We start from the raw sequence: 25,515 nt of genomic DNA on the forward strand, positions 1-25,515 counted from the left end.
CTGGATACTTGGTTGCTCGGAGGATGGTCCGCTGATCGCGCGACCTCCATGGGACCGGCTGTGGTTCAGGCGCGGCCGAGTCCCTTGTTGATGAAGGCGAACAGCTCTTCGTCGCTCGCCTCCTGGAACTGCTCGACGTCGTCCAGCACTCCGTCCGACGGTCCGGCACCGATGCCCGTCGCGGCGCCGTCGGCCGTTGCCGCGAGCGTCGCCGCGCCCGCCTGGTTCTCATTTTCGTTCCACTTCGCCAGGAGCGACTGGAGCCGCATGGTCACCCGGGCCCGTACGACGTTGTCGGCGGTGCCCCGCTCCAGTACGGTTTCGAGCTTGTCGAGCTCCTCCAGCAACGGTGCCCCGCCCGCTGCCGCGTCGGGCACGATCCCCGCGCGCAGGTAGGCGGCGACGGCAGCGGGGGTCGGGTGGTCGAAGACCAGGCTGGCGGGCAGCTTCAGGCCGCTCACCGCGCCGAGCCGGTTGCGCAGTTCGACCGAGGTGAGCGAATCGAAGCCGAGCTCCTTGAACGCCCGGCCGGCCTCGACAGCCGCCAGGTCGGCATGGCCGAGCACGGCGGCGACCGCCGTGCGGACCAGATCGAGGAGCAGCCGCTCCTGCTCGACGTCGGGCAGCCCGGCGAGCTGCTGCGTGAGCGGCACTCCCCCGGCCAGGTCGTCGGCGGACTCCCGCTCCGCGCTCTCGATGATGCGCCGGGCCTCGGGAATCTCATTGAGCAGCAGCCGGTCCCGGTCCGCGGTGAAGGCGAGGGTGAACCGCTTCCAGTCCATGTCGGCGACGGTCAGCGTCGTCTCGTCGCGGTCCAGGGCGTGCTGGAGCGCGGCGAGGGTCCGCTCGGGCGACATCGCGAGGATGCCGTGGCGGCGCATGCGGTCGCCCGCCGCGCTGGCGTCGCCGTCCGCACTGCCCCAGGGGCCCCAGGCGATGGAGGTGGCGGGCAGTCCGGCTGCCCGGCGGTACTCGGCGAAGGCGTCCAGGAAGGCGTTGCCCGGCGCGTAGTTGCCCTGACCGGGAGCGCCGAAGGTGGCAGCGAAGGAGGAGAAGAGGACGAACGCCGACAGGTCCAGATCGCGGGTCAGCTCGTGCAGATGCAGCGTCGCGTCGACCTTCACCCGTAGGACCCGCTCGATCTGGCCGGGGGTGAGCGTCTCGATGACCCCGTCGTCGAGGACGGCCGCCGTGTGCACCACGGCGGTGAGGGGCTGGTCGGCGGGGATGGCGGCGATGAGGGCGGCGACGGAGTCGCGGTCGGCCATGTCGCAGGCGGCGATGGTGACCTGTGCCCCGAGGGCGGTGAGTTCGTCGCGCAGTTCGGCCGCTCCGGGGGCGTCGGGGCCGCGGCGGCTGGTGAGGAGCAGGTGCTCGGCCCCGTTCCCGGCGAGCCAGCGGGCGACATGCGCGCCGAGCGCGCCCGTACCGCCGGTGACGAGAGTCGTGCCCCGCGGACGCCACTCCCGTACAGCGGTGGCGTCCGCGAGGGGCGCGTGGGCCAGGCGTCGGCCGAACAGACCCGAGGCGCGCACCGCCACCTGGTCCTCGGCCGCGTCACCCGCCAGCACACCCACCAGACGGGCGATCGCCCGGTCGTCGAGGTCGGCGGGAAGATCGAGCAGACCGCCCCAACGGCCGCCCTGCTCCATGGAGGCGACCCGTCCGAGACCCCAGATCAGTGCCTGCGCCGGGTCCGTCACGTGCTCGGAACGGCCGGTGGCGACAGCGCCGCGCGTGACGCACCACAGGGGCGCGGACACATCGGCGTCACCGAGTGCCTGGGACAGGGAGAGTTCGGCGGCGAAGGCGCCCTCACCGGCGAGGGCGAGGAGGGACAGAACACCGGTCGGTGCGGCCTCGCCCGCCTCGGCCTCCAGCCTCACGGCGAGACGTTCACGGTCAGCCGCGTCAGCGGAGACGATCACGGTACGGATGTCCGCGCCGCGCTCGGCGAGCATACGCAGAACAGCACCCGCCCACTCCCGGGCCGGGCCGGTCAGCACCTCGGGAACGACAACCAGCCACACGCCGGACAGACGATTCTGGACAGGCTCGGCAATCCGCCTCCAGACGACGCGGTAGCGCCAGCCATCCACCATGGACTGCTCACGACTCTGCCGCCGCCACGACGACAGCGCGGGCAGCAGCGCGGTCAGCGGCTGGTCGCCCTCAATGTCAAGTTCCGCGGTGAGCGCTTCAAGGTCTTCACGTTCGACGGCCTCCCAGAACCGGGCATCAATCGCACTCTCCGCAGACACCACCGCCGCCCCGACCCCAGCAGCCTCCGGCCAGAACCGCTGCGACTGGAAAGCGTAGGTGGGCAGATCCACCCGCCGCGCACCCGTGCCCGCGAAGACCGCGTCCCAGTCCACACCCACACCCCGGACATACGCCTCACCCAACGACAGCCAGAAACGCTCCAGCCCACCCTCATCACGGCGCAGCGAACCAACAACCGCGGCCTCACGGCCCGCATCCTCCACCGTCTCCTGCAACCCCACACTCAGCACCGGATGCGGACTCGACTCGATGAACACACCAAACCCCTGCTCCAGAAGCGTCCGGGCAGCCCCCTCCAACTCCACCGTCCGCCGCAGATTCCGGAACCAGTACCCACCATCCAGCTCCGGCCCCCGCACCCACTCCCCCGTCACCGTCGACAGGAACGGCACCTCCCCAACCCGAGGAACAATCGGAGCCAACAACTCCGCCAACTCCTCACGCAACAAATCCACCTGCGCCGAATGCGACGCATAATCCACCGCAATCCGCCTCGCCCGCACCCCATCCGCCTCACACAAAGCCAGGAACTCATCCAGAGCCCCCACCTCACCCGAAACCACCACCGACGACGGCCCATTCACCGCAGCAACCGAAATCCGCTCCTCACCCCACGGACCAATCAGCTCCCGCACATCCCCCGCAGGCAACGACACCGACACCATGCCACCCAGCCCCGCCAGCACCCGCCCAATCACCTGACTCCGCAACGCAACCACCCGCGCCGCATCCCCCAACGACAAAATCCCCGCCACACACGCAGCAGCAATCTCACCCTGCGAATGACCGATCACCGCACCCGGACACACACCCGCAGCCCGCCACACCTCCGCCAACGACACCATCACCGCAAACAACGCAGGCTGCACCACATCCACCCGCTCCAACGACGGCGCACCCTCCACACCCCGCAAAACATCCCGCAACGACCAACCAGTGAAAGGCTCCAACACCTCCGCACACTCATCCACCCGCGCAGCGAACACAGGCGAAGCATCCAACAGCGCCTCCGCCATACCCACCCACTGCGACCCCTGCCCCGGGAACACAAACACCGTCTTCCCACCCACAACCGACCCGGTCACCACACCCGCGGCAAGACCACCCGACGCCACCGCCGCCACACCCACCGCATGATCACCCAACACCACAGCCCGGTGATCCAAACCCGCACGCGACGACGCCAACGACCAGCCCACATCCACCGGATCCACAACCGACCCACCCGCAAGCCACCCCGACAACCGCCCCGCCTGCGCCCGCAACGCCCCCGCACTCCTGCCCGACAACACCCACGGCACCACCGGCAGACCCGAAACCCCACCAACCGCCACAGACTCCTCAACCACCGGAGCCTGCTCCACAATCACATGCGCATTCGTCCCACTGAACCCGAACGACGACACACCCGCACGACGCGGATGCGTCGTCTCGGGCCACGCCGTCTGCTCCGTGAGCAGCGAGACCGCGCCGGACTCCCAGTCCACATGCGGCGAGGGCTCGTCGATGTGGAGGCTCTGCGGCAGCACACCGTGCTGCATCGCCAGCACCATCTTGATCACGCCGGCTACACCGGCCGCGGCCTGCGTGTGACCGATGTTGGACTTGACGGACCCCAGCAGCAGCGGCTGATCGGCCGGCCGGTCCTGCCCGTACGTGGCGATCAGGGCCTGCGCCTCGATCGGGTCACCGAGGCTGGTACCGGTGCCGTGGGCCTCGACAACGTCGACCTGGTCCGTGGAGAGCCGGGCATTGGCAAGGGCCTGACGGATCACACGCTGCTGGGAAGGCCCGTTGGGGGCGGTCAGACCATTGCTCGCACCGTCCTGGTTGATCGCCGAACCACGGACCACCGCAAGCACCGGATGCCCATGACGCTGCGCGTCCGAGAGCCGCTCAAGCAGCAGGACGCCCACGCCCTCCGCCGGGCCGAATCCGTCGGCGTCGGCCGCGAACGCCTTGCAGCGGCCGTCCGTGGACAGACCGCGCTGCTTGCTGAACTCGACGAACAGTCCGGGCGTGGACATCACGTGCACACCACCCGCGACGGCGAGCGAGCACTCCCCCGCGCGCAACGCCTGAACGGCCAGGTGCAGGGCGACCAGCGACGCGGAGCAGGCGGTGTCGACCGTGACCGCCGGACCCTCCAGACCGAACGTGTAGGAGAGCCTGCCGGATATCACGCTGGAGGCGTTGCCGGTCCCGAGGTGTCCCGCGTAGTCCTCGGCAGCTTCCAGCAGCGGGGTGAGGTAGTCCGAGCCGTTGATCCCGACGAACACACCGGACTGGCTGCCGCGCAGGGTCTGCGGGTCGATACCGGCCCGTTCGAACGCCTCCCACGAGGTTTCCAGGAGCAGCCGCTGCTGCGGGTCCATCGCCATGGCCTCGCGCGGCGAGATCCCGAAGAACGCAGCGTCGAACGAGGACGCCTCACCGAGGAAACCGCCTTCGCGGGTGACCGACGTGCCCTGGTCGTCCGGATCGTCCGAGAACAGGTTGTCGAGGTCCCAGCCGCGGTCCGTGGGGAATTCGGTGAGCGCGTCCCCGCCGGTGCGCAGCAATTCCCACAGCTCTTCGGGAGACCGGACACCTCCTGGGAAGCGGCAGCTCATCGCCGTGATGGCAATGGGCTCATGGGCCTGGCTCTCGATTTCCCGCAGGCGTCCGTATGCCTCGTCGAGATCCGTCGTGACTTTCTTGAGGTACTCGCGGAGTTTTGCTTCGTTCGCCACTGGCGCTTCACCTATTCGCGTGGTCGAGATCGTGGAGGTATTCGCACGTACTCGGAATGTCTCGGGTCTCGGATCCGAGATGAGGTCTCAGGTCGGGTCTCAGGTCGGACTCAGGTCGGATCTCAGGGTTCATGGGGGTGGACGTACCGCCGGGGAGGCTCCCGGCAGTACGTCCGGTGGGCGTCGTTCAGCCCTGGCCGAACTTCTTGTCGATAAGAGCGAACAGCTCGTCGTCGCTCGCCTCTTCGATCGCGTTGGCTCCGGTCTCGTCCTCCGCCTGACGGGCGTCGTTCCACAGGGCAAGCAGAGTCTGGAGGCGTACCGCCACCCGCGCGTGGGCCGCTTCGTCACCGGCAGCCGCGGACAGCTCCGCCGGAGCCAGCGAGGAGAAGGTGCTCTCCAGCCGGTCGAGTTCCTCCAGTACGGAGAGCTTGCGCTCCGCCGCGTCCGGGGCCACCTCGCTCAGCAGGTGCTGGGCGAGGGCGGCCGGATTCGGATAGTCGTAGATCAGGGTGGCCGGAAGCAGCAGCCCGGTGGCCGCGCCGAGCCGGTTGCGCAGCTCGACCGCGGTCAGCGAGTCGAAGCCGAGCTCCTTGAACGCCTGCCCGCCACCGATGAGTTCGGCCGACTTGTACCCGAGTACCGCGGCCACCTGACCACGTACCAGGTCCAGTACGGTCCGCTCCCGCTCGGCGGCCGACAGCTCGGCCAGCCGCTGGGCGAGCGTCCGTTCCGCCGCGCCGTCCGTGGACCCGGCGTCCGCCGCGCGCCCGACGCTCCGCACCGACCTCCGCGCCGAAGTCCGTACCAGCCCGCGGAACATCGGCAGGATCCCCCCGTCCGCGGCTCGGGCCCGCAGGGTCGGGACGTCGATCCCGACCGGTACGAGTACGGCCTCGTCCGACGCGATGGCCGCGTCGAAGAGCGCCAGCCCCTCAGCCGCCGACAGCGGTGCGACACCGCCGCGCGCCGCCCTGCCCAGCTCCGCCTCGGTCAGGCGGCCCGCCATGCCCCGCTCCTCGGCCCACATGCCCCAGACCAGGGACAGCGCGGTGAGACCGCGGGCCGCGCGATGCCGGGCGAGGGCGTCGAGGAAGACGTTCGCGGCCGCGTAGTTGGCCTGCCCCGCGCCGCCGAGGGTGCCGGCCGCGGCGGAGAAGAGGATGAACGCCGACAGATCGAGATCGCGCGTCAATTCGTGCAGATGGAGCGCCGCCTCGGCCTTGGGCCGCAGTACCCGGTCCACCCGCTCGGGTGTGAGCAGATCCACGACTCCGTCGTCCAGGACTGCCGCCGTGTGCACGACGGCCGTCAGCGGACGCTCGGCCGGTACGGAGGCGAGAAGCGCGGCCAGCCCGTCCCGGTCGGCCACATCACACGCCGTCCAGGTGACCTGAGCGCCCAACTCGGCGATCTGCTCGGTGAGTTCGCCAGCGCCTTGGGCCTCGGCGCCACGCCGGCTGGTGAGCAGCAGGTGCCGCACACCGTGCTCCGCGACCAGATGACGGGCGAAGAGCCCGGCGAGCCCTCCGCTCGCCCCGGTGATCAGGACCGTGCCCTGCGGGTCGATACGGCGGACGGTGTCGCCCGTCGCCGCCTCCGTGCCCGCCCTGACCAGGCGGGGCACGTACAACGCACCACCGCGTACCGCCAGTTCGGGCTCCTCGGACGCCACGGCACCCGGCAGGGCGTGGTAGGAGGCGTCGGTCTCGTCGAGGTCGACGAGGACGAACCGGTCCGGGTGCTCGGTCTGTGCGGCGCGCAGCAGACCCCACACCGGGGCGTTGGCGAGGTCTTCGACCTCGGTGTCCACATCCGTGGCCACCGCTCCGCGGGTGACGACGACCAGACGAGCGCCGGCGAACCGGCCGTTGTCCAGCCAGCTCTGCACGGTCGCGAGCGCGTGGTGCGCCGCTCGGCGCACCTGCTGCGTGAGGTCCGCGCACTCCTCCGCCGAGTCGGCGGAAGCACCCGCATCCGTGGCCGCGACGAACGGCACCACCACCGTCTCGGGCATGGCCCGCCCGGCCGCGACGGTCGCGTCGATCGCCGCGAGATCGTCGTACGCCTCGGCGGAGAGGCCCACGCGCTTCAACGCGCCGAGAAGGGAGCCTTCGTCGCCGTCGGCGTCACTGCCCAAGGCACCAACGACGGCGAAGGATCCGGCCGTCGGCGGCCGTCCCTGAGCCGCGGTCCGCACCCAGTCGAGCCGGAAGAGGGACTGGTGGACCCCCTCCGGGACCACCGCGAACCGCTCGGCGTCGACCTCCTGCGTCACCAGTGCCTCGACCGTGGCGACCTGCGCGCCCTGCTCGTCGGCCAGTACGACGGCGACTGTGTCCTGAACGCCCGCAGTGATCCGCAGGCGCAGAGCGTCCGCTCCGACCGCGTGCAGCCGCACCCCGCGCCAGGCGAGGGGCGTCCTGCCCGTGCCGCCGATGCCGCGGTCAGCGGCCGAACCGGCCGCCAGGGCCTGCGAGGCGGCGTCGAGCAGCGCGGGATGCAAGGCGAACCGGCTCGCGGACGGGAGCAGTTCGTCGGAGAGCCGCGCCTCCGCGAACACCTCCTCGCCCCGTACCCACACCTGGGTCAGGGTCCGGAAGGTAGGCCCGTGGAAGAGCCCTGCGGCCGTGAGGCGTTCGCGTACAGCGTCCACGGAAACCTGCTCGGCCCCGGTGGGGGGCCACTCGCCGGTTCCCGTAACGGAGTCGACGCCGGTCCTGTCTCCGGTGGAGAGGAGCCCGCAGGCGTTGCGGGACCAGGCCCCGCCGGAGAGCGCGTCCCCACCGGCCGCCTCGACACGGCTGTGTACCTGCACAGGACGGCGCCCTCGGTCATCCGCCCCACCCACGGTGAGGCGGAGCTGCACAGCCCCCTTCTCAGGCAGGACGAGCGGCGCTTCGAGCGTCAGCTCCTCCACTTCCTCGCATCCGACCTCGTCCCCGGCCCGCACCGCCAGCTCGACGAAAGCCGCGCCGGGCACCACGACGTTGTCCCCAACCACGTGGTCGGCGAGCCAGGGGTGCGTACGGAGGGAGAGCCGACCGGTGAACAGGAACCCGTCCGAGTCCGGCAGCTCGACCGCCGCACCCAGCAACGGATGGCCGGCCGACCCGATGCCGACCGAGGCGACATCCTCGAACTCGGCGAAGGAATCGACCCAGTAGCGCTGCCGCTGGAAGGGGTAGGTGGGGAGGTCGACGCGCTGGGCGCCGGTGCCGGAGAAGTACGCCTGCCAGTCGACGGCGATGCCGTGGGTGTGGGCGGTCGCGAGGGCGGTGGTGATGCTCTCCGGCTCGGGGCGGCTCTTGCGGAGCACCGGGACGAAGACCGCGTCCTCGTTCGTCACACACTCCTGGGCGAGGGCCGAGAGAACGCCGTCGGGGCCGAGTTCGATGTACGTCGTGACACCCGCGGCCTCCAGGGCACGGATGCCGTCCAGGAAACGGACCGCCTCACGGACATGCCGGACCCAGAAGTCAGCGCACGACATCTCGTCCGAGACCAGGGTCCCGGTGAGCTGGGAGACAACCGGGATGCGCGGAGCCTCGAACGACAAACCCTCCGCGACCTTACGGAAGTCGGCGAGCATGCCGTCCATATGCGGCGAATGGAACGCATGACTGACGGTGAGACGCTTGAACTTGCGGTCCGGGAACGCGTCCACGACCGCGACCGCAGCATCCTCGTCACCCGCGACGACCACCGACTGGGGGCCGTTGACCGCGGCAATACTCACCCGGTCGGTCAGCAGCGGCAGAACCTCAGCCTCCGACGCCTGCACCGCGATCATCACACCACCGGACGGCAGCGCCTGCATCAGACGGCCACGGGCGGCGACCAGCGCACACGCATCATCAAGGCTCAGCACCCCGGCCACATGGGCTGCCGCGATCTCACCGATCGAATGACCGGCGAGGAAGTCCGGCCTGAGACCCCAGCTCTCCACCAGCCGGAACAACGCCACCTCAACCGCGAACAACGCAGGCTGCGTATAGGCGGTCCGGTCGAGGAGATCACCCTGGTCCGCAAACAGCACATCCTTCAGCGGCACTTCAAGATCCAGCCGGGCGCACACCGCGTCCAGCGTGTCCGCGAACACCGGATACGCCGCATACAGCTCACGGCCCATCCCCAGCCGCTGACTCCCCTGCCCCGTAAACAAGAACGCCACCTGCTGGTCCGGACGTGCCACGCCCCGCACCACCTGCGTGGCGGAGTCTCCCGCTGCCAGCGCAGTCAGCGCCTGTCGGAACTCCTCCCGTTCTCCCGCAACGATCACGGCACGGTGGTCCAGCGCCGCCCTGCCGGTCGCGAGCGAGTGCCCGACGTCCACCGGCCGGAGCTCGCCTCGCGTGTCGATGTGCACGAGCAGCCGTTCCGCCTGGTCACGCAGGGCGGCTTCGGTCCTGCCCGAGAGAGTCCACGCGGACGTGATGGGCCCGGTCTCCGGCCGCTCGGCGTCGGCTTCGACCGTCGCCGAGAGCGGCGGCGCCTGCTCCAGGATGGTGTGCGCGTTCGTACCACTCACACCGAACGACGAAATGCCGGCCCGTCGCGGACGGCCTGTCTCCGGCCACTCCCTCTGCTCGGTCAGCAGCGCGATGTCGCCTGCCGACCAGTCGACGTGCGGGGTCGGCTCGTCCACGTGCAGGGTCTGGGGCAGCACGCCGTGCTGCATGGCGAGAACCATCTTCATCAGACCAGCGACACCGGCGGCGGCCTGCGTGTGGCCGATGTTGGACTTGATGGAGCCCAGCCACAGCGGGCGATCTTCCTGGCGGTCCTGACCATACGTGGCGAGGAGAGCCTGCGCCTCGATCGGATCACCGAGTTTCGTCCCCGTGCCGTGGGCCTCGACCGCGTCCACGTCGGCGGCCGACAGACCCGCGCTCGCAAGAGCCGCCCGGATCACCCGCTGCTGGGACGGCCCGTTCGGAGCCGTCAGACCGTTGCTCGCACCGTCCTGATTGATCGCCGAGCCCCGGACCACGGCCAGGACCGGATGACCGTTGCGCTGAGCGTCCGACAGCCGCTCCACGAGAAGCATGCCGACGCCCTCGCCCCAGCCCGTACCGTCCGCAGCCGCCGCGAACGCCTTGATACGACCGTCCTCCGCCAGCCCACGCTGACGACTGAACTCGACGAAGGCGCCCGGCGTGGACATCACTGTCACACCGCCTGCCAGGGCCAGCGAGCACTCGCCGCCGCGCAGCGCCTGCACCGCGAGATGCAACGCCACCAGCGACGCCGAGCAGGCCGTGTCGACCGTGACCGCCGGGCCTTCGAGACCGAACACGTACGAGAGCCGGCCGGACACGACACTCGCCGAGTTTCCGGTGCTCATGAAGCCGTCGCCGCCGTCCGCGGAGTTCAGCACGAGAGAGAGGTAGTCCTGGCCGTTGGTGCCGACGAAGACACCGGCCTGGCTGCCACGCACCGATGACGGGTCGATACCGGCTCGCTCGAACGCCTCCCAGGACGTCTCCAGGAGGAGCCGCTGCTGCGGGTCCATGGCGAGGGCCTCGCGCGGCGAGATCCCGAAGAAGGCGGGGTCGAAGTCGGCCGCGTCGTAGAGGAACCCGCCCTCACGGGCGTACGAGGCATCCTGTTCGGACTGCGGCCCGAACAGCGACTCCGCGTCCCAGCCGCGGTCGGCCGGGAACTCACCGATGGCGTCGCCACCGGTCGACAGAAGCCGCCAGAGGTCCTCCGGATTCCGTACACCGCCGGGGAAACGGCAGCTCATCGCCACGATCGCAATCGGATCGTCGTCTGCGGCCTTGGACACTGGTTCACTGACCACGGCCCGCGTACCGAGCAGCTCGCCCCGCAGATAGTCCGCCAGGGCGGCAGACGTGGGGTAGTCGTAGATCAGTGTGGCCGGAAGCCGCAGTTCAGTGGCGGCGCCGAGGCGGTTGCGCAGCTCGACGGCCGTGAGCGAGTCGAACCCCAGCTCCTTGAACGCCCTCGCCGCACCGACACTTTCCACGCCGGCATGACCCAGTACCGCAGCCACGTCCTTGCGTACGAGATCGAGCAGCAGCCGGTCCCGCTCGACGGCGGGCAGCGCCGCCAGCTTCTGCGCAAGCGAGTGGCGGCCGTGTACGGCTGGACCGTTCTGGCCCTCGTTGCCCTCCTGCATGGCAAGAGCGCGCTGAGCCTCGGGCAGCTCCGCGAGGAGCTTGCTCGCCCGTGCGGCCGTGAAGCCAGGTGCGAACCGCTCCCAGTCCACGTCCACGACGGTGACGACCGTGTCGTTCGCGTCCATTGCCCGCTGGAGGGCGTTGACGGCCGCCTCGCCGTCCATGGGCGGTACTCCGTCCCGGCGCATGCGGGCTTCAAGTGCCTCGTCGGCGGCCATACCGTCCTCGGCCCACGGACCCCATGCAATGGACGTCGCCGCCAGACCATCGGCACGACGCTGCTCGGCCAGGGCATCCAGATAGGCATTGGCCGCCGCATAGTTGGCCTGACCAGCCGCACCCACCGTGCCACTCATCGAGGAGAAGAGGACGAAGGCGGAGAGCTCGATACCCAGCTCGGCCGTCAGCTCATGAAGGATGGCAGCGGACCTGGCCTTCGCGGACAGGACCCTGTCGATACGCTCCGGACTCAACCCCTCCAGAACACCATCGTCCAAAACCCCGGCCGTATGCACCACAGCCGTCAACGACCCAGCCTCCGCCGACAACAACGCCCGCACCGCATCACGGTCAGCGCCATCACACGCCACCACCGAAACCTCAACACCCAGCCCCGCCAGCTCACCAACAAGATCCACCGCACCCGGAGCATCCGGACCACGACGACTCATCAGCACAAGACGCTCAGCACCCGCCCCCGCCAGCCACCGAGCCACCCGGCCACCCAACGCACCCGTACCACCCGTGACCAGAACCGACCCACCCGGCAACCACGACACCGAGCCCCCACCACCAGAAACACCAGAAACACGAGGAGCACGAGGAGCACGGACCAGACGACGACCGAACACACCCGACGACCGAACCGCAACCTGATCCTCACCAGAACCCGCACCGGCACCCGCACCCGCACCCGCGAGGACACCCACCAGACGCGACACAGCACGCTCATCCAACACCCCAGGCAGATCAACCAGACCGCCCCAACGCTCCGGAACCTCCAGAGCAGCAACCCGCCCCAAACCCCACACCTGAGCCTGAACCGGCGACACCAACCGATCCGAACGACCCACCGACACCGCACCACGCGTCAGACACCACAACGGCGCCCCAACACCCACATCACCCAACGCCTGCACCAAAGCAGCCGAACCCAACAAACCCCCCGACTCATCCAAACCCAAGAACGACACCACACCCGCACACTCACCCACACCAGCCAACAACCCAGCCAGCACCCCCCGACCCGCACCCGCACCCGCACCCACCACAACCCGCCGAACCTCAGCACCACAACCCGACAACCCACCCACCACAGCCGCAACCCAGGCGTCATCCACACCCTCAGCCGGCACCACCACCAACCACAACCCCGACAACCGCGCCACCGAACCATCAACCAACGGCTTCCACAACACCCGATAACGCCAACCATCCACCTCCGACTCAGTACGACGCCGACGCCGCCACGCCGACAAGGCGGGCACGACCTCGCTGAGGGGTGTCTCGTCCACGTCCAGCTCGGCGACCAGCGACGTGAGATCCTCCCGCGCCACCGCATCCCAGAACCGGGCGTCCACCGCATCGACGCTCCCGTCGACCGAGGCACTTGTGGTCGACGACGCCTCCGGCCAGTACCGCTGGCGCTGGAAGGGGTACGTCGGCAGATCCACCCGCCGGACCCCGGTCCCATAGACCGCTTGCCAGTCGACGACCACGCCCCTGACGTGTGCCTGGGCAAGGGCTGCCAACGCCGTCTCGGCTTCAGGCCGACCGTTCCGCAGGACCGGAGCGAACGCTGCCCCGCCCTCGGTCACGCACTCCTGTGCCATCGCCGAGAGCACACCGTCCGGACCGAGCTCCACGAACATCGTGACACCCGCACCCTCCAACGCCCGGACACCATCCAGGAAACGGACAGCCTCCCGCACATGACGCACCCAGAAGTCCGCCGAACCCAACTCGTCCGAGACCAGCGCCCCGGTCACGTTCGACACCACCGGGATGCGCGGAGTCTCGTACGACAGACCCTCCGCGACCTTACGGAAGTCGGCGAGCATGCCGTCCATGTGCGGCGAATGGAACGCATGGCTCACCGTCAGTCGCTTGGACATGCGGCCTGTGAGGGACTCGACAAGCGCGACCGCGTCGGCCTCATCACCCGCGATGACCACCGACTGGGGGCCGTTGACCGCGGCAATGCTCACCCGGTCGGTCAGCAGCGGCAGAACCTCATCCTCCGACGCCTCAACGGCGATCATCACGCCACCGGACGGCAGCGCCTGCATCAGACGGCCGCGGGCGGCGACCAGCGCGCACGCATCCTCCAGCGAGAACACCCCCGCCACATGCGCAGCCGCGATCTCACCAATGGAGTGACCGGCCACGAAGTCCGGCCTCATACCCCACGACTCCACCAACCGGAACAACGCCACCTCAACCGCGAACAACGCAGGCTGAGTGAAACCCGTGCGGTCCAGCACGTCCGCGTCCGACCCGAACAGCACATCCTTCAACGGCACTTCAAGATGCGCGTCCACATACGCGCACACCGCGTCCAACGCCTCCGCGAACACCGGATACGCCGCATACAGCTCACGGCCCATCCCCAGCCGCTGACTCCCCTGCCCCGTAAACAAGAACGCCAGCTTCCCCCCAACCGGCGAACCCTCCACCAGCCCCGCACCCGAACCACCCTCCGCCAACGCCCCCAGCGCAGACAGCAGCCCATCCCTGTCCCCAGCAACCACCACCGCCCGGCGCTCGAAAGCCGAGCGCCCGGTCGTCAGCGTGCTGCCGACATCGGACAGGCGCAGTTCGGGGGCGGCGATCAGTCGCGCGCGCAGGCTCCCGGCCTGGGTACGGAGTGCGTTGTCGTCCTTCGCCGAGAGCACAAGAGGGAGGAAGGCCGGTTCCACCGAGCCGGTCTCGGCCTGGTCCGTCTCCGCCGGCACCGGGGCCTGCTCGATGATGGTGTGCGCGTTCGTGCCGCTGAAGCCGAACGACGAGACACCTGCGCGGCGGGGGCGCCCTGTCTCCGGCCACTGCCTCTGCTCGGTGAGAAGCGCGATGTCGCCTGCTTCCCAGTCGACCTGGGGGGACGGCGCGTCGATGTGGAGGCTCTGCGGGAGCACGCCGTGCTCCATCGCCAGCACCATCTTGATCAGACCAGCGACACCGGCGGCGGCCTGCGTGTGGCCGATGTTGGATTTGATGGAGCCCAGCAGCAGCGGGCGGTCTTCCTGGCGGCCCTGACCGTACGTGGCGAGGAGAGCCTGCGCCTCGATCGGATCACCGAGTTTCGTACCCGTGCCGTGGGCCTCGACCGCGTCCACGTCGGCGGCCGACAGACCCGCGCTCGCAAGGGCCGCCCGGATCACCCGCTGCTGGGACGGGCCGTTCGGAGCGGTCAGGCCGTTGCTCGCACCGTCCTGATTGACGGCCGAGCCCCGGACCAGCGCCAGGACCGGATGACCGTTGCGCTGAGCGTCCGACAGACGCTCGACCAGCAGCATGCCGACGCCCTCGCCCCAGCCCGTACCGTCCGCAGCCGCCGCGAACGCCTTGATACGACCGTCCTCCGCCAGCCCACGCTGACGACTGAACTCGATGAACGTGCCCGGCGTGGACATCACCGTCACACCGCCCGCGAGAGCGAGCGAGCACTCACCGTTGCGCAGCGCCTGCACCGCCCAGTGCAGGGCGACCAGCGACGACGAACAGGCTGTGTCGACCGTGACCGCCGGGCCTTCGAGACCGAACACGTACGAGAGCCGACCGGACACGACGCTCGCCGCGTTGCCCGTGCCCAAGTGGCCCTCAAGGCCACCGGGTTCTTCCAGAAGTACGGAGAGGTAGTCCTGGCCGTTGGTGCCGACGAAGACACCGGCCTGGCTGCCCCGGAGCGTCTCGGGGTCGATGCCCGCCCGCTCGAAGGCTTCCCAGGACGTTTCCAGCAGGAGCCGCTGCTGCGGGTCCATGGCGAGCGCCTCGCGCGGCGAGATCCCGAAGAAGGCGGGGTCGAAGTCGGCAGCGTCGTAGAGGAACCCGCCCTCGCGGGCGTAGAAGGTGCCCTGCGCACTGGGATCGGCGTCGTAGAGCGCATCGAGGTCCCAGCCACGGTCCAGAGGAAGGTCCGAGATGGCGTCGCCGCCGGTGGCCAAAAGCTCCCAGAGGTCTTCCGGAGTCCGTACACCGCCGGGGAAACGGCAGCTCATCGCCACGATCGCGATCGGATCGTCGTCGACGGTCTTGGACACCGGACCGGCCACCACGGGCTGCGCGCCGAGCAGTTCGACACGGAGGTGGGCGGCGAGTGCCATCGGGGTCGGGTAGTCGTAGACGAGCGTGGCCGGGAGCCGCAGCTCAGCGGCTGCCCCCAGACGGTTGCGCAGTTCGACGGCGGTCAGGGAGTCGAAGCCGATCTCCCGGAATGCCCGTCCCGCTTCGATCTCCTCGGCACCGGAGTGGCCCAGTACCTCGGCGACCTGGGCACACACGAGCTCCAGGAGGAACGGCTCGCGATCTGCCTCGGCCATTGCCTGAAGCCTCAGGGCGAGCGATGAACCGGTAAGTTCCGGGCGAGCGTCCGCACTCTCCGTACCGCGCATGACGGCTGCCGCCTCAGGCAGTTCGGCGAGGAGCTTGCTCGCCCGTGCGGCGGTGAAGCCCGGCGCGAACCGTGCCCAGTCGAAGTCCACGACGGTCAAAGCGGCATCGGCGGAACCGACGGCCTGCCGAAGCGCGGTGATGGCGAGTTCTGCGTCCATGGGCGGTACTCCGCCCCGGCGCATGCGGGCTTCAAGTGCCTCGTCGGCGGCCATGCCGCCCTCGGCCCAGGGACCCCACGCAATGGACGTCGCCGCCAGACCATCGGCACGACGCTGCTCGGCCAGGGCATCCAGATAAGCATTGGCCGCCGCGTAATTGGCCTGACCAGCCGCACCCACCGTGCCCGTGACCGAGGAGAAGAGGACGAAAGCGGAGAGCTCGATACCCAGCTCACCCGTCAGCTCATGAAGGATGGCAGCGGACCTGGCCTTCGCGGACAGGACCCTGTCGATACGCTCCGGACTCAGCCCCTCCAGAACACCATCGTCCAAAACCCCGGCCGTATGCACCACAGCCGTCAACGACCCGGCCTCCGCCGACAACAACGCCCGCACCGCATCACGGTCAGCGCCATCACACGCCACCACCGAAACCTCAACACCCAGCCCCGCCAGCTCACCAACAAGATCCACCGCACCCGGAGCATCCGGACCACGACGACTCATCAGCACAAGACGCTCAGCACCCGCCCCCGCCAGCCACCGAGCCACCCGGCCACCCAACGCACCCGTACCACCCGTGACCAGAACCGACCCACCCGGCAACCACGACACCGAGCCCCCACCACCAGAAACACCAGAAACACCAGAAACACGAGGAGCACGAGGAGCACGGACCAGACGACGACCGAACACACCCGACGACCGAACCGCAACCTGATCCTCACCAGAACCCGCACCCGCACCCGCACCCGCGAGGACACCCACCAGACGCGACACAGCACGCTCATCCAACACCCCAGGCAGATCAACCAGACCGCCCCAACGCTCCGGAACCTCCAGAGCAGCAACCCGCCCCAAACCCCACACCTGAGCCTGAACCGGCGACACCAACCGATCCGAACGACCCACCGACACCGCACCACGCGTCAGACACCACAACGGCGCCCCAACACCCACATCACCCAACGCCTGCACCAAAGCAGCCGAACCCAACAAACCCCCCGACTCATCCAAACCCAAGAACGACACCACACCCGCACACTCACCCACACCAGCCAACAACCCAGCCAGCACCCCCCGACCCGCACCCGCACCCACCACAACCCGCCGAACCTCAGCACCACAACCCGACAACCCACCCACCACAGCCGAAACCCAGGCGTCATCCACACCCTCAGCCGGCACCACCACCAACCACAACCCCGACAACCGCGCCACCGAACCATCAACCAACGGCTTCCACAACACCCGATAACGCCAACCATCCACCTCCGCCTGCTCCTGGCCCTGTCGGCGCCAGGCCAAGAGCGCAGGGGCCAGCTCGCTCAAAGGCGCGTCGTCGTCCACGTCCAGCTCGGCGACCAGCGACGTGAGATCCTCGCGCTCCACCGCATCCCAGAACCGGGCGTCCACCCCATCGACAGGCTCGACAACACGCGGGCCGCTCGTCGACAGGATGGTCTCGGGCCAGTAGCGCCGACGCTGGAAGGCGTACGTCGGCAGATCAACCCGCTGCGCGCCCGTACCGGAGAAGAACGCGGCCCAGTCGACCTCCACCCCTCGCACATGCGCCTGAGCGAGAGCGGTGACCAGGGTCTCGGCCTCGGGACGGCCGGAACGCAGGACCGGCACGAAAACCGCCGTCTCGTCCGTCAGACAGTCCTGGGCCATCGCTGAGAGGACACCGTCGGGGCCGAGTTCGACATACGTCGTGACACCTGCGGCCTCCAGGGCACGGACGCCGTCCAGGAAACGCACGGCCTCGCGGACGTGCCGAACCCAGAAGTCGGCGGACGACATCTCGTCCGAGACCAGCGCCCCGGTCACGTTCGACACCACCGGGATGCGCGGAGCCTCGAACATCAGACCCTCCGCCACAGCACGGAAGTCCTCCAACATGGCGTCCATGTGCGGCGAATGGAACGCATGACTCACCGTCAGTCGCTTGGACTTGCGGCCGGTGAGGGACTCGACAAGCGCGACCGCATCGGCCTCATCACCCGCGATCACCACCGACTGAGGACCATTGACCGCCGCAATACTCACCCGGTCGGTCAGCAGCGGCAGAACCTCAGCCTCCGACGCCTGCACCGCGATCATCACGCCACCGGACGGGAGCGCCTGCATCAGACGCCCACGAGCCTCCACCAGCGCGCACGCGTCATCGAGGGAGAGCACCCCGGCCACATGGGCTGCGGCGATCTCACCGATCGAATGACCCGCCACGAAGTCCGGCCTGAGACCCCACGACTCCACCAGCCGGAACAACGCCACCTCAACCGCGAACAACGCAGGCTGAGTGAAACCCGTCCGATCCAGCGCAGCGCCATCAGACCCGAACAGCACATCCTTCAACGGCACTTCAAGATCCAGCCGAGCGCACACCGCGTCCAACGCATCCGCAAACACCGGATACGCCTCATACAGCTCCCCGCCCATCCCCAGCCGCTGACTCCCCTGCCCCGTAAACAAGAACGCCAGACCGCCACCGGAAACCGTGCCCTGCACCAGCCCCGGAGCCTGCTCCCCCGCCGCCAAGGCGTCGAGCCGAGAGGTCAGCGACTCGCTGTCCGACGGCGCGCCGATCAGTACCGCTCGATGTTCCAGTGCCGCTCGGCTCGTGGCCAGGGAGTGGCCGAGGTCCAGTGCCCCGGGTGCTCCTGCGGCCATCACGATGCCGGTCGCGGCCGGACGCAGCCGTTCCGCCTGGGCCCGCAGGGCTGTCGCCGTACGGCCGGAGACGAGCCAGGGGAGCACCGGCAGGGTCCGTGCCGCAGGCGCGTGCTCCGCCGGGTTGTCGTCGTGCGGCGTCCGCTCGGTCGTGCTCTGGGGTGCTTGCTCGATGACAGCGTGCGCGTTGGTGCCGCTGTAGCCGAACGACGACACACCGGCACGGCGCGGACGGCCCGTCTCCGGCCACTCCTTCTGCTCGGTCAGCAGGGCGATGTCACCAGCCGACCAGTCCACGTACGGCGTCGGCTCGTCGATGTGCAGGGTCTTCGGCAGCACACCGTGCCGCATCGCCATGACCATTTTGATCACGCCGGCCGCTCCGGCCACGGCCTGGGTGTGGCCGATGTTCGACTTCACGGAGCCCAGCCACAGCGGGCGGGCCTCCGGGCGGCCCTGACCGTATGTCGCGAGGAGCGCCTGCGCCTCGATCGGGTCACCCAGGGTCGTACCGGTACCGTGCGCCTCCACCGCGTCCACCTCGGCGGCTGAGAGGCCGGCGTCGGCCAGGGCCTCGCGGATCACGCGCTGCTGGGACGGGCCGTTCGGAGCCGTCAGGCCGTTGCTCGCGCCGTCCTGGTTGACGGCGGTGCCCCGGACCACCGCGAGCACCGGGTGACCGTTGCGCTGTGCGTCGGAGAGCCGCTCGACGAGCAGCAGGCCGACGCCTTCTGACCAGCTCGTACCGTCGGCCGCGGCGGCGAACGCCTTGATGCGGCCGTCGGCGGCCAGTCCGCGCTGGCGGCTGAACTCGGTGAACGCGCCCGGTGTCGACATGATGGTCACCGCGCCCGCGAGCGCCATCGAGCACTCACCGCGTCGCAGGGCCTGGGCCGCCAGGTGCAGGGCGACCAGCGAAGACGAACAGGCTGTGTCGACCGTGACCGCCGGGCCTTCCAGGCCGAAGGTGTAGGAGAGGCGGCCGGAGACGACACTGGCCGCGTTGCCGGTACCGAGGTGTCCTTCGAGGCCGTCGGAGTCGTTCAGCCAGAGCTGGAGGTAGTCCTGGGCGTTGGAGCCGACGAACACGCCGGCGCGGCTGCCGCGCAGGCTGGTCGGGTCGATGCCGGCGCGCTCGAACGTCTCCCACGTGGTTTCGAGCAGCAGCCGCTGCTGCGGGTCCATCGCCAGCGCCTCACGCGGCGAGATCCCGAAGAAGGAGGCGTCGAACTCGGCGGCCTCGTGCAGGAATCCGCCTTCGCGGGCGTAGCTGGTGCCCTCGCGGTCGGGATCGTCGCTGTAGAGGGTGTCGAGGTCCCAGCCACGGTCCGCGGGGAAGCCGGTGATGCCGTCGCGGCCGGTGGCGAGGAGCTGCCACAGGTCCTCGGGCGATTCGATCCCGCCGGGGAGGCGGCAGCTCATCGCCACGATCGCAATCGGATCGTCGTCGGTCGCGTCCGCGGTGGCCGCGGATGGCGTGAGCGCCGGGACGGTGGTGTCGTCCGTCAGGTCGCCGATGATCTCCTCACGGAGGTATCCGGCGAGGGCGGTCGCCGTCGGGTAGTCGAAGACGAGGGTTGCGGGGAGGCGGCGGCCGGTGGCGTCGCCGAGCAGGTTGCGCAGTTCGACTGCGGTCAGCGAGTCGAAGCCGAGCTCCTTGAAGGACCGGCCGGGCTCGACGGCGGACGGTCCGGGGTAACCGAGGGCCGTGGCGACCTGCTTGCGGACGAGGTCGAGCAGCGTACGGTCCTGTTCGGCGGCCGAGAGCCCGGCGAGGCGCTGCCGCAGACCGGACTCGCCACCTGTTCCGGCGGCGCCGCTCACGGCGCGGCGCGCGGGGACCCGTACGAGTCCGCGCAGCAGCGGTGACATGGTGCCGGCCTGGGCCTGAGTGCGCAGGGCGGTCAGGTCGGCGCGCATCAGGACGGGCGCCGCTTCGTCGATGCGGTGGACGAGGTCGAAGAGTCCAAGGCCCTCCGCCGTGGTGAGCGGGGGCAGGCCGTTGCGCCGCATGCGGCTGATGTCGGCCTCGTCGAGGCTGCCTGCCATGCCCGTGCTGTCGGCCCACAGGGCCCAGGCCAGGGAGGTGGCGGCGAGCCCCTGGGACCGGCGGTGCTGGGCGAGCGCGTCGAGGAAGACGTTCGCCGCCGCGTAGTTGCCCTGTCCTGGGCCACCGAAGACGCCGCCGATGGAGGAGAAGAGCACAAAGGCTGAGAGGTCGAGGTCGCGGGTCAGCTCGTGGAGGTTGCAGGCCGCGTCGACCTTGGGACGCAGTACGGCCGAGAGCCGCTCGGGGGTGAGCGAGGCGATCACACCGTCGTCCAGCACACCGGCGGTGTGGACGACCGCGCCGAGCGGGTGTTCGGCGGATATGCCGTCCAGTACGGCCGCGAGGGAGTCCCGGTCGGCGACATCGCATGCCGCCCACGTCACCGAGGCGCCCGCCGCGGCCAGCTCGGCGCCGAGCCGCTCGGCCTCGGGGGTGGCGCCGCCGCGGCGTCCCACCAGCAGCAGATGCCGTACGCCGTGCTCGGCGACGAGGCGACGGGCGATCAGACCGCCGAGCATGCCGCCGGCGCCGGTGATCAGCACCGTCGAGCCGGGCGCGTACTGCGTCGGGGCCGCGTCGTCCTCGGTGACGGCCACTCGGGCGAGCCGGAGCGCATGTACGGAGCCTGCCCGCAGGGCGAGTTGCGGCTCACCGGCGGCGAGCGCGGCGGGCAGGGCGCGTACGGAGTCGTCGGCCCTGTCCGTGTCGATCAGCAGCAGCCGGTCGGGGTTCTCGGACTGCGCGGAGCGCAGCAGACCCCAGACGGCCGCGTGTACGGGATCGGTGACCGTGCCGTCGGCGCCCGCCGCGACCGCGCCCCAGGTGAGCACGACCAGGCGGGTGGCGGCGAACCGCTCACCGGCGAAGGGCTCGTCCCCGAACCATGTCTGGACGAGTGCGAGGGCGTGGTGAGTGGCTGAGTGCACGGCCTGGGCGCTCACGTCCGGCGCGTCGCACGAGTCGGTGTTCCGGGCGGAGGTCTGCCCGTATCCGGCGAACACGGCGTCGGGCGCGTCCGCTCCGGCCTCGACGGCCGCTGCCAGCTCGGCCAGGTCCGTGTAGACCGCGACCTCACCGGGCAGGGAGTTCCGCAGCTCGTCCACCAGTGTGTCGCGCAGGCAGTCGCCCGCGCCCGTGGCTGCCAGTACTGCCCAGCGGCCGTCTGTCGCGGCCGACTCGGTGGTCGTCGGCAGGGCCGTCCACTCCGCCCGGAACACCGACTCGTGGTAGGCGGTGCGTGCCGCCCGAACCTGCTCCGCCGATACGGTCCGCAGGACGAGCGAGTCGACGGTGGCGACGGGTGCGCCGGCCGAGTCGGCGATCTCCAGACGTACGCCGTTGGCACCCGCCGGGGCGAGGTGCACGCGCAGCGCGTCGGCTCCGGCCGCGTGCAGGGTCACACCGCTCCACGCGAACGGGAGCCGGCCCTCGCCCTCGGAGCCTCCCAGCACACCGAGACCGAGCGCGTGCAGTCCGGCGTCCAGCAGGGCGGGGTGCAGACCGAAGTCCCTTGCCGCGGAGGCGGATTCCTCGGGCAGTGCGACCTCGGCATAGACGCTGTCGCCGTGCCGCCACGCGGCCGTGAGGCCACGGAATGCCGGGCCGTATCCCATGCCGACCTCGGCGAGGTCCGCGTAGAGGGTCTCCGTCGGGATCGCCTCGGCACCCGCCGGGGGCCACTGGACCGGCGCGAAGTCCGGGCGCGCTGCGCCGTGGGCGAGTACGCCACCGGCGTGCCGCGTCCACGGCTCGTCGGCCGCGCCGTCCTGCGTACGGGAGGAGAGCGTGAACGTGCGCCGTCCCGTGCCGTCCGCGTCGGGTGCGCCCACGTGCATCTGCACCTGGACGCCACCGCGCTCGGGCAGTATCAGCGGCGCCTCCAGCGTCAGCTCCTCGACGACATCGCAGCCGACCTGGTCACCGGCGCGGACCGCGAGCTCGACGAACGCCGTGCCCGGAAGCAGGACGCTGCCCATGACGGCGTGGTCGGCCAGCCAGGGGTGCGAGTTGAGGCCGAGCCGCCCGGTGAAAAGAAAGCCCTCGGAGTCGGCGAGCGCCACGGCAGCGCCCAGCAGCGGATGCCCGGCCTCCTCCAGCCCGGCGGCGCTCACGTCTCCGGCGCGGGTGCCCGGCTCGATCCAGTAGCGCTGCCGCTGGAAAGCGTAGGTGGGCAGGTCGACGCGCTGGGCGCCGGTGCCGGAGAAGTACGCCTGCCAGTCGACGGCGATGCCGTGGGTGTGGGCGGTCGCGAGGGCGGTGGTGATGCTCTCCGGCTCGGGGCGGCGCTTGCGGAGTACGGGGACGAAGACCGCGTCCTCGTTCGTCACACAGTCCTGGGCGAGGGCCGAGAGGACACCGTCGGGGCCGAGTTCGATGTACGTCGTGACACCCGCGGCCTCCAGGGCACGGATGCCGTCCAGGAAACGGACCGCCTCGCGGACGTGCCGTACCCAGAAGTCGGCGGACGACATCTCGTCCGAGACCAGGGTCCCGGTGAGCTGGGAGACGACCGGGATGCGCGGAGCCTCGAACGACAGACCCTCCGCCACAGCACGGAAGTCCTCCAACATGCCGTCCATGTGCGGCGAATGGAACGCATGACTGACGGTGAGGCGCTTGGACTTGCGGTCTGCGAAAGACTCAACGATCGCGACGGCCACGTCCTCGTCACCCGCGATGACCACCGACTGGGGGCCGTTGACCGCGGCAATGCTCACCCGGTCGGTGAGCAGCGGCAGAACCTCATCCTCCGACGCCTCAACGGCGATCATCACGCCACCGGACGGCAGCGCCTGCATCAGACGGCCGCGGGCGGCGACCAGCGCGCACGCATCCTCCAGCGAGAACACCCCCGCCACATGCGCAGCCGCGATCTCACCAATGGAGTGACCGGCCACGAAGTCCGGCCTCACACCCCACGACTCCACCAGCCGGAACAACGCCACCTCAACCGCGAACAGCGCAGGCTGCGTATACACGGTCTGATCCAGCACGTCCGCGTCCGACCCGAACAGCACATCCTTCAACGGCACTTCAAGATGCGCGTCCACATACGCGCACACCGCATCCAGCGCCTCCGCGAACACCGGATACGCCGCATACAGCTCACGGCCCATCCCCAGCCGCTGACTCCCCTGCCCCGTAAACAAGAACGCGAGCTTCCCGCCAACCGGCGAACCCTTGACGATCCCCGCAGCCGGGCCTCCCTCCGCCAGCGCCGCAAGCCCCGCCAACAGCCCTTCACGGTCGGCCGCGACCACCGCGGCGCGATCGTCGAACGAGCCCCGGCCCACCGCCAGCGACCTGGCGATGTCGACCGGACGCAGTCCGGGGTGCTCTTCGGCGTAGGCGAGCAGGCGTGCGGCCTGGTCGCGCAGAGCGTCCCGGCCCTTCGCCGAGAGGAGCCACGGCAGCGCCTTCGGCGGCGCGGCGGCCTCCGGCTCCGGGGACTCCTCCGGCTCCGGGGCCTGCTCGATGATCGTGTGCACATTGGTGCCGCTGACGCCGAAGGCGGAGACGCCGACCCGGCGCGGGCGACCGGTCTGAGGCCATGCCACCGGCTCGGTCAGCAGGGTCACTCCGCCCGCCGACCAGTCCACGTGCGAGGTCGGCTCGTCGACATGCAGAGTCTGAGGCAGCACGCCGTGCCGCATCGCCATGACCATCTTGATGATGCCCGCGACACCGGCGGCGGCCTGCGTGTGGCCGATGTTCGACTTCAAGGAGCCAAGCCACAGGGGCTGGTCCGCCTCGCGCCCCTGGCCGTAGGTGGCGAGGAGCGCCTGCGCCTCGATCGGGTCGCCCAGGGTCGTACCGGTGCCGTGTGCCTCCACCGCGTCGATGTCCGCGGGGGTCAGCCGGGCGCTCTCCAGTGCCTGGCGGATGACCCGCTGCTGGGCGGGTCCGTTGGGGGCGGTCAGGCCGTTGCTCGCGCCGTCCTGGTTGACGGCGGAGCCGCGTACGACGGCGAGGATGCGGTGGCCGTTGCGGCGGGCGTCGGAGAGGCGCTCCACGAGCAGGACGCCGGCGCCCTCCGACCAGCCGGTGCCGTCCGCCGCCTCGGCGAAGGACTTGCAGCGGCCGTCGGGCGACAGGCCCCGCTGGCGGCTGAACTCGACGAAGACGTCCGGGCCGGCGAGCACGGTGACGCCCGCGGCCAGCGCGAGCGAGCACTCGCCCTGGCGCAGTGCCTGGACAGCCATGTGCAGGGCGACGGAGGAGGACGAGCAAGCCGTGTCGATAGTGGCGGCGGGGCCCTCCAAGCCGAAGACGTAAGCGAGTCGGCCGGACACCACGCTCGACGCGGTTCCGGTGAGGAGGTGGCCCTCCACGCCGTCGGGGAGGTCGTGCGAGCCGGCCCCGTAGGCGTTCGCGGACGCGCCGACGAAGACGCCGGCACGGCTGCCGCGCAGCGACGCGGGGTCGATTCCGGCGCGTTCGAAGACCTCCCAGGTGGTCTCCAGGAGCAGCCGCTGCTGGGGGTCCATGGCGAGGGCCTCGCGCGGGGAGATCCCGAAGAACGCGGGGTCGAAGTCGGCCGCGTCGTGCAGGAATCCGCCGTCGCGGGCGTAGGTGGTGCCTTCGTGGTCCGGGTCGGGGTCGTACAGCGACTCGATGTCCCAGCCGCGGTTGACGGGGAAGCCCGAAATGGCGTCGCCACCGCTCTCGACGAGTCTCCACAGTTCCTCGGGCGAGCGGACTCCGCCCGGGAAGCGGCAGCTCATGCCGACGATCGCGATCGGCTCGCGGGAGGCGTCGGTGAGCTCCTGGTTCCGGCGGCGCAGCCGCTCGGTTTCCTTGAGGGAGGCCCGCAGCGCTTCAACGACTTTTTCGTTGGGGGTTGTCATCACTTACTCCGCACT

At 70.0% G+C, this 25,515-nt stretch carries 1 protein-coding gene and 1 pseudogene; both read right to left on the reverse strand.

What is annotated here, in order from left to right:
• Positions 1–65: 65 nt before the first annotated feature.
• Positions 66–4,997, reverse strand: a pseudogene (locus OG293_RS07545) (type I polyketide synthase); the annotation flags it as partial.
• A 205-nt stretch (positions 4,998–5,202) separates the two neighbouring features.
• Positions 5,203–25,500 (reverse strand): type I polyketide synthase, encoded by a 20,298-nt coding sequence (locus OG293_RS07550; RefSeq protein WP_405997993.1) that lies wholly within the window; start codon positions 25,498–25,500, stop codon positions 5,203–5,205.
• Between the last annotated feature and the right edge of the window lie 15 nt (positions 25,501–25,515).

The sequence above is a fragment of the Streptomyces sp. NBC_00829 genome, from assembly GCF_045161795.1.
GTDB lineage: Bacteria > Actinomycetota > Actinomycetes > Streptomycetales > Streptomycetaceae > Streptomyces.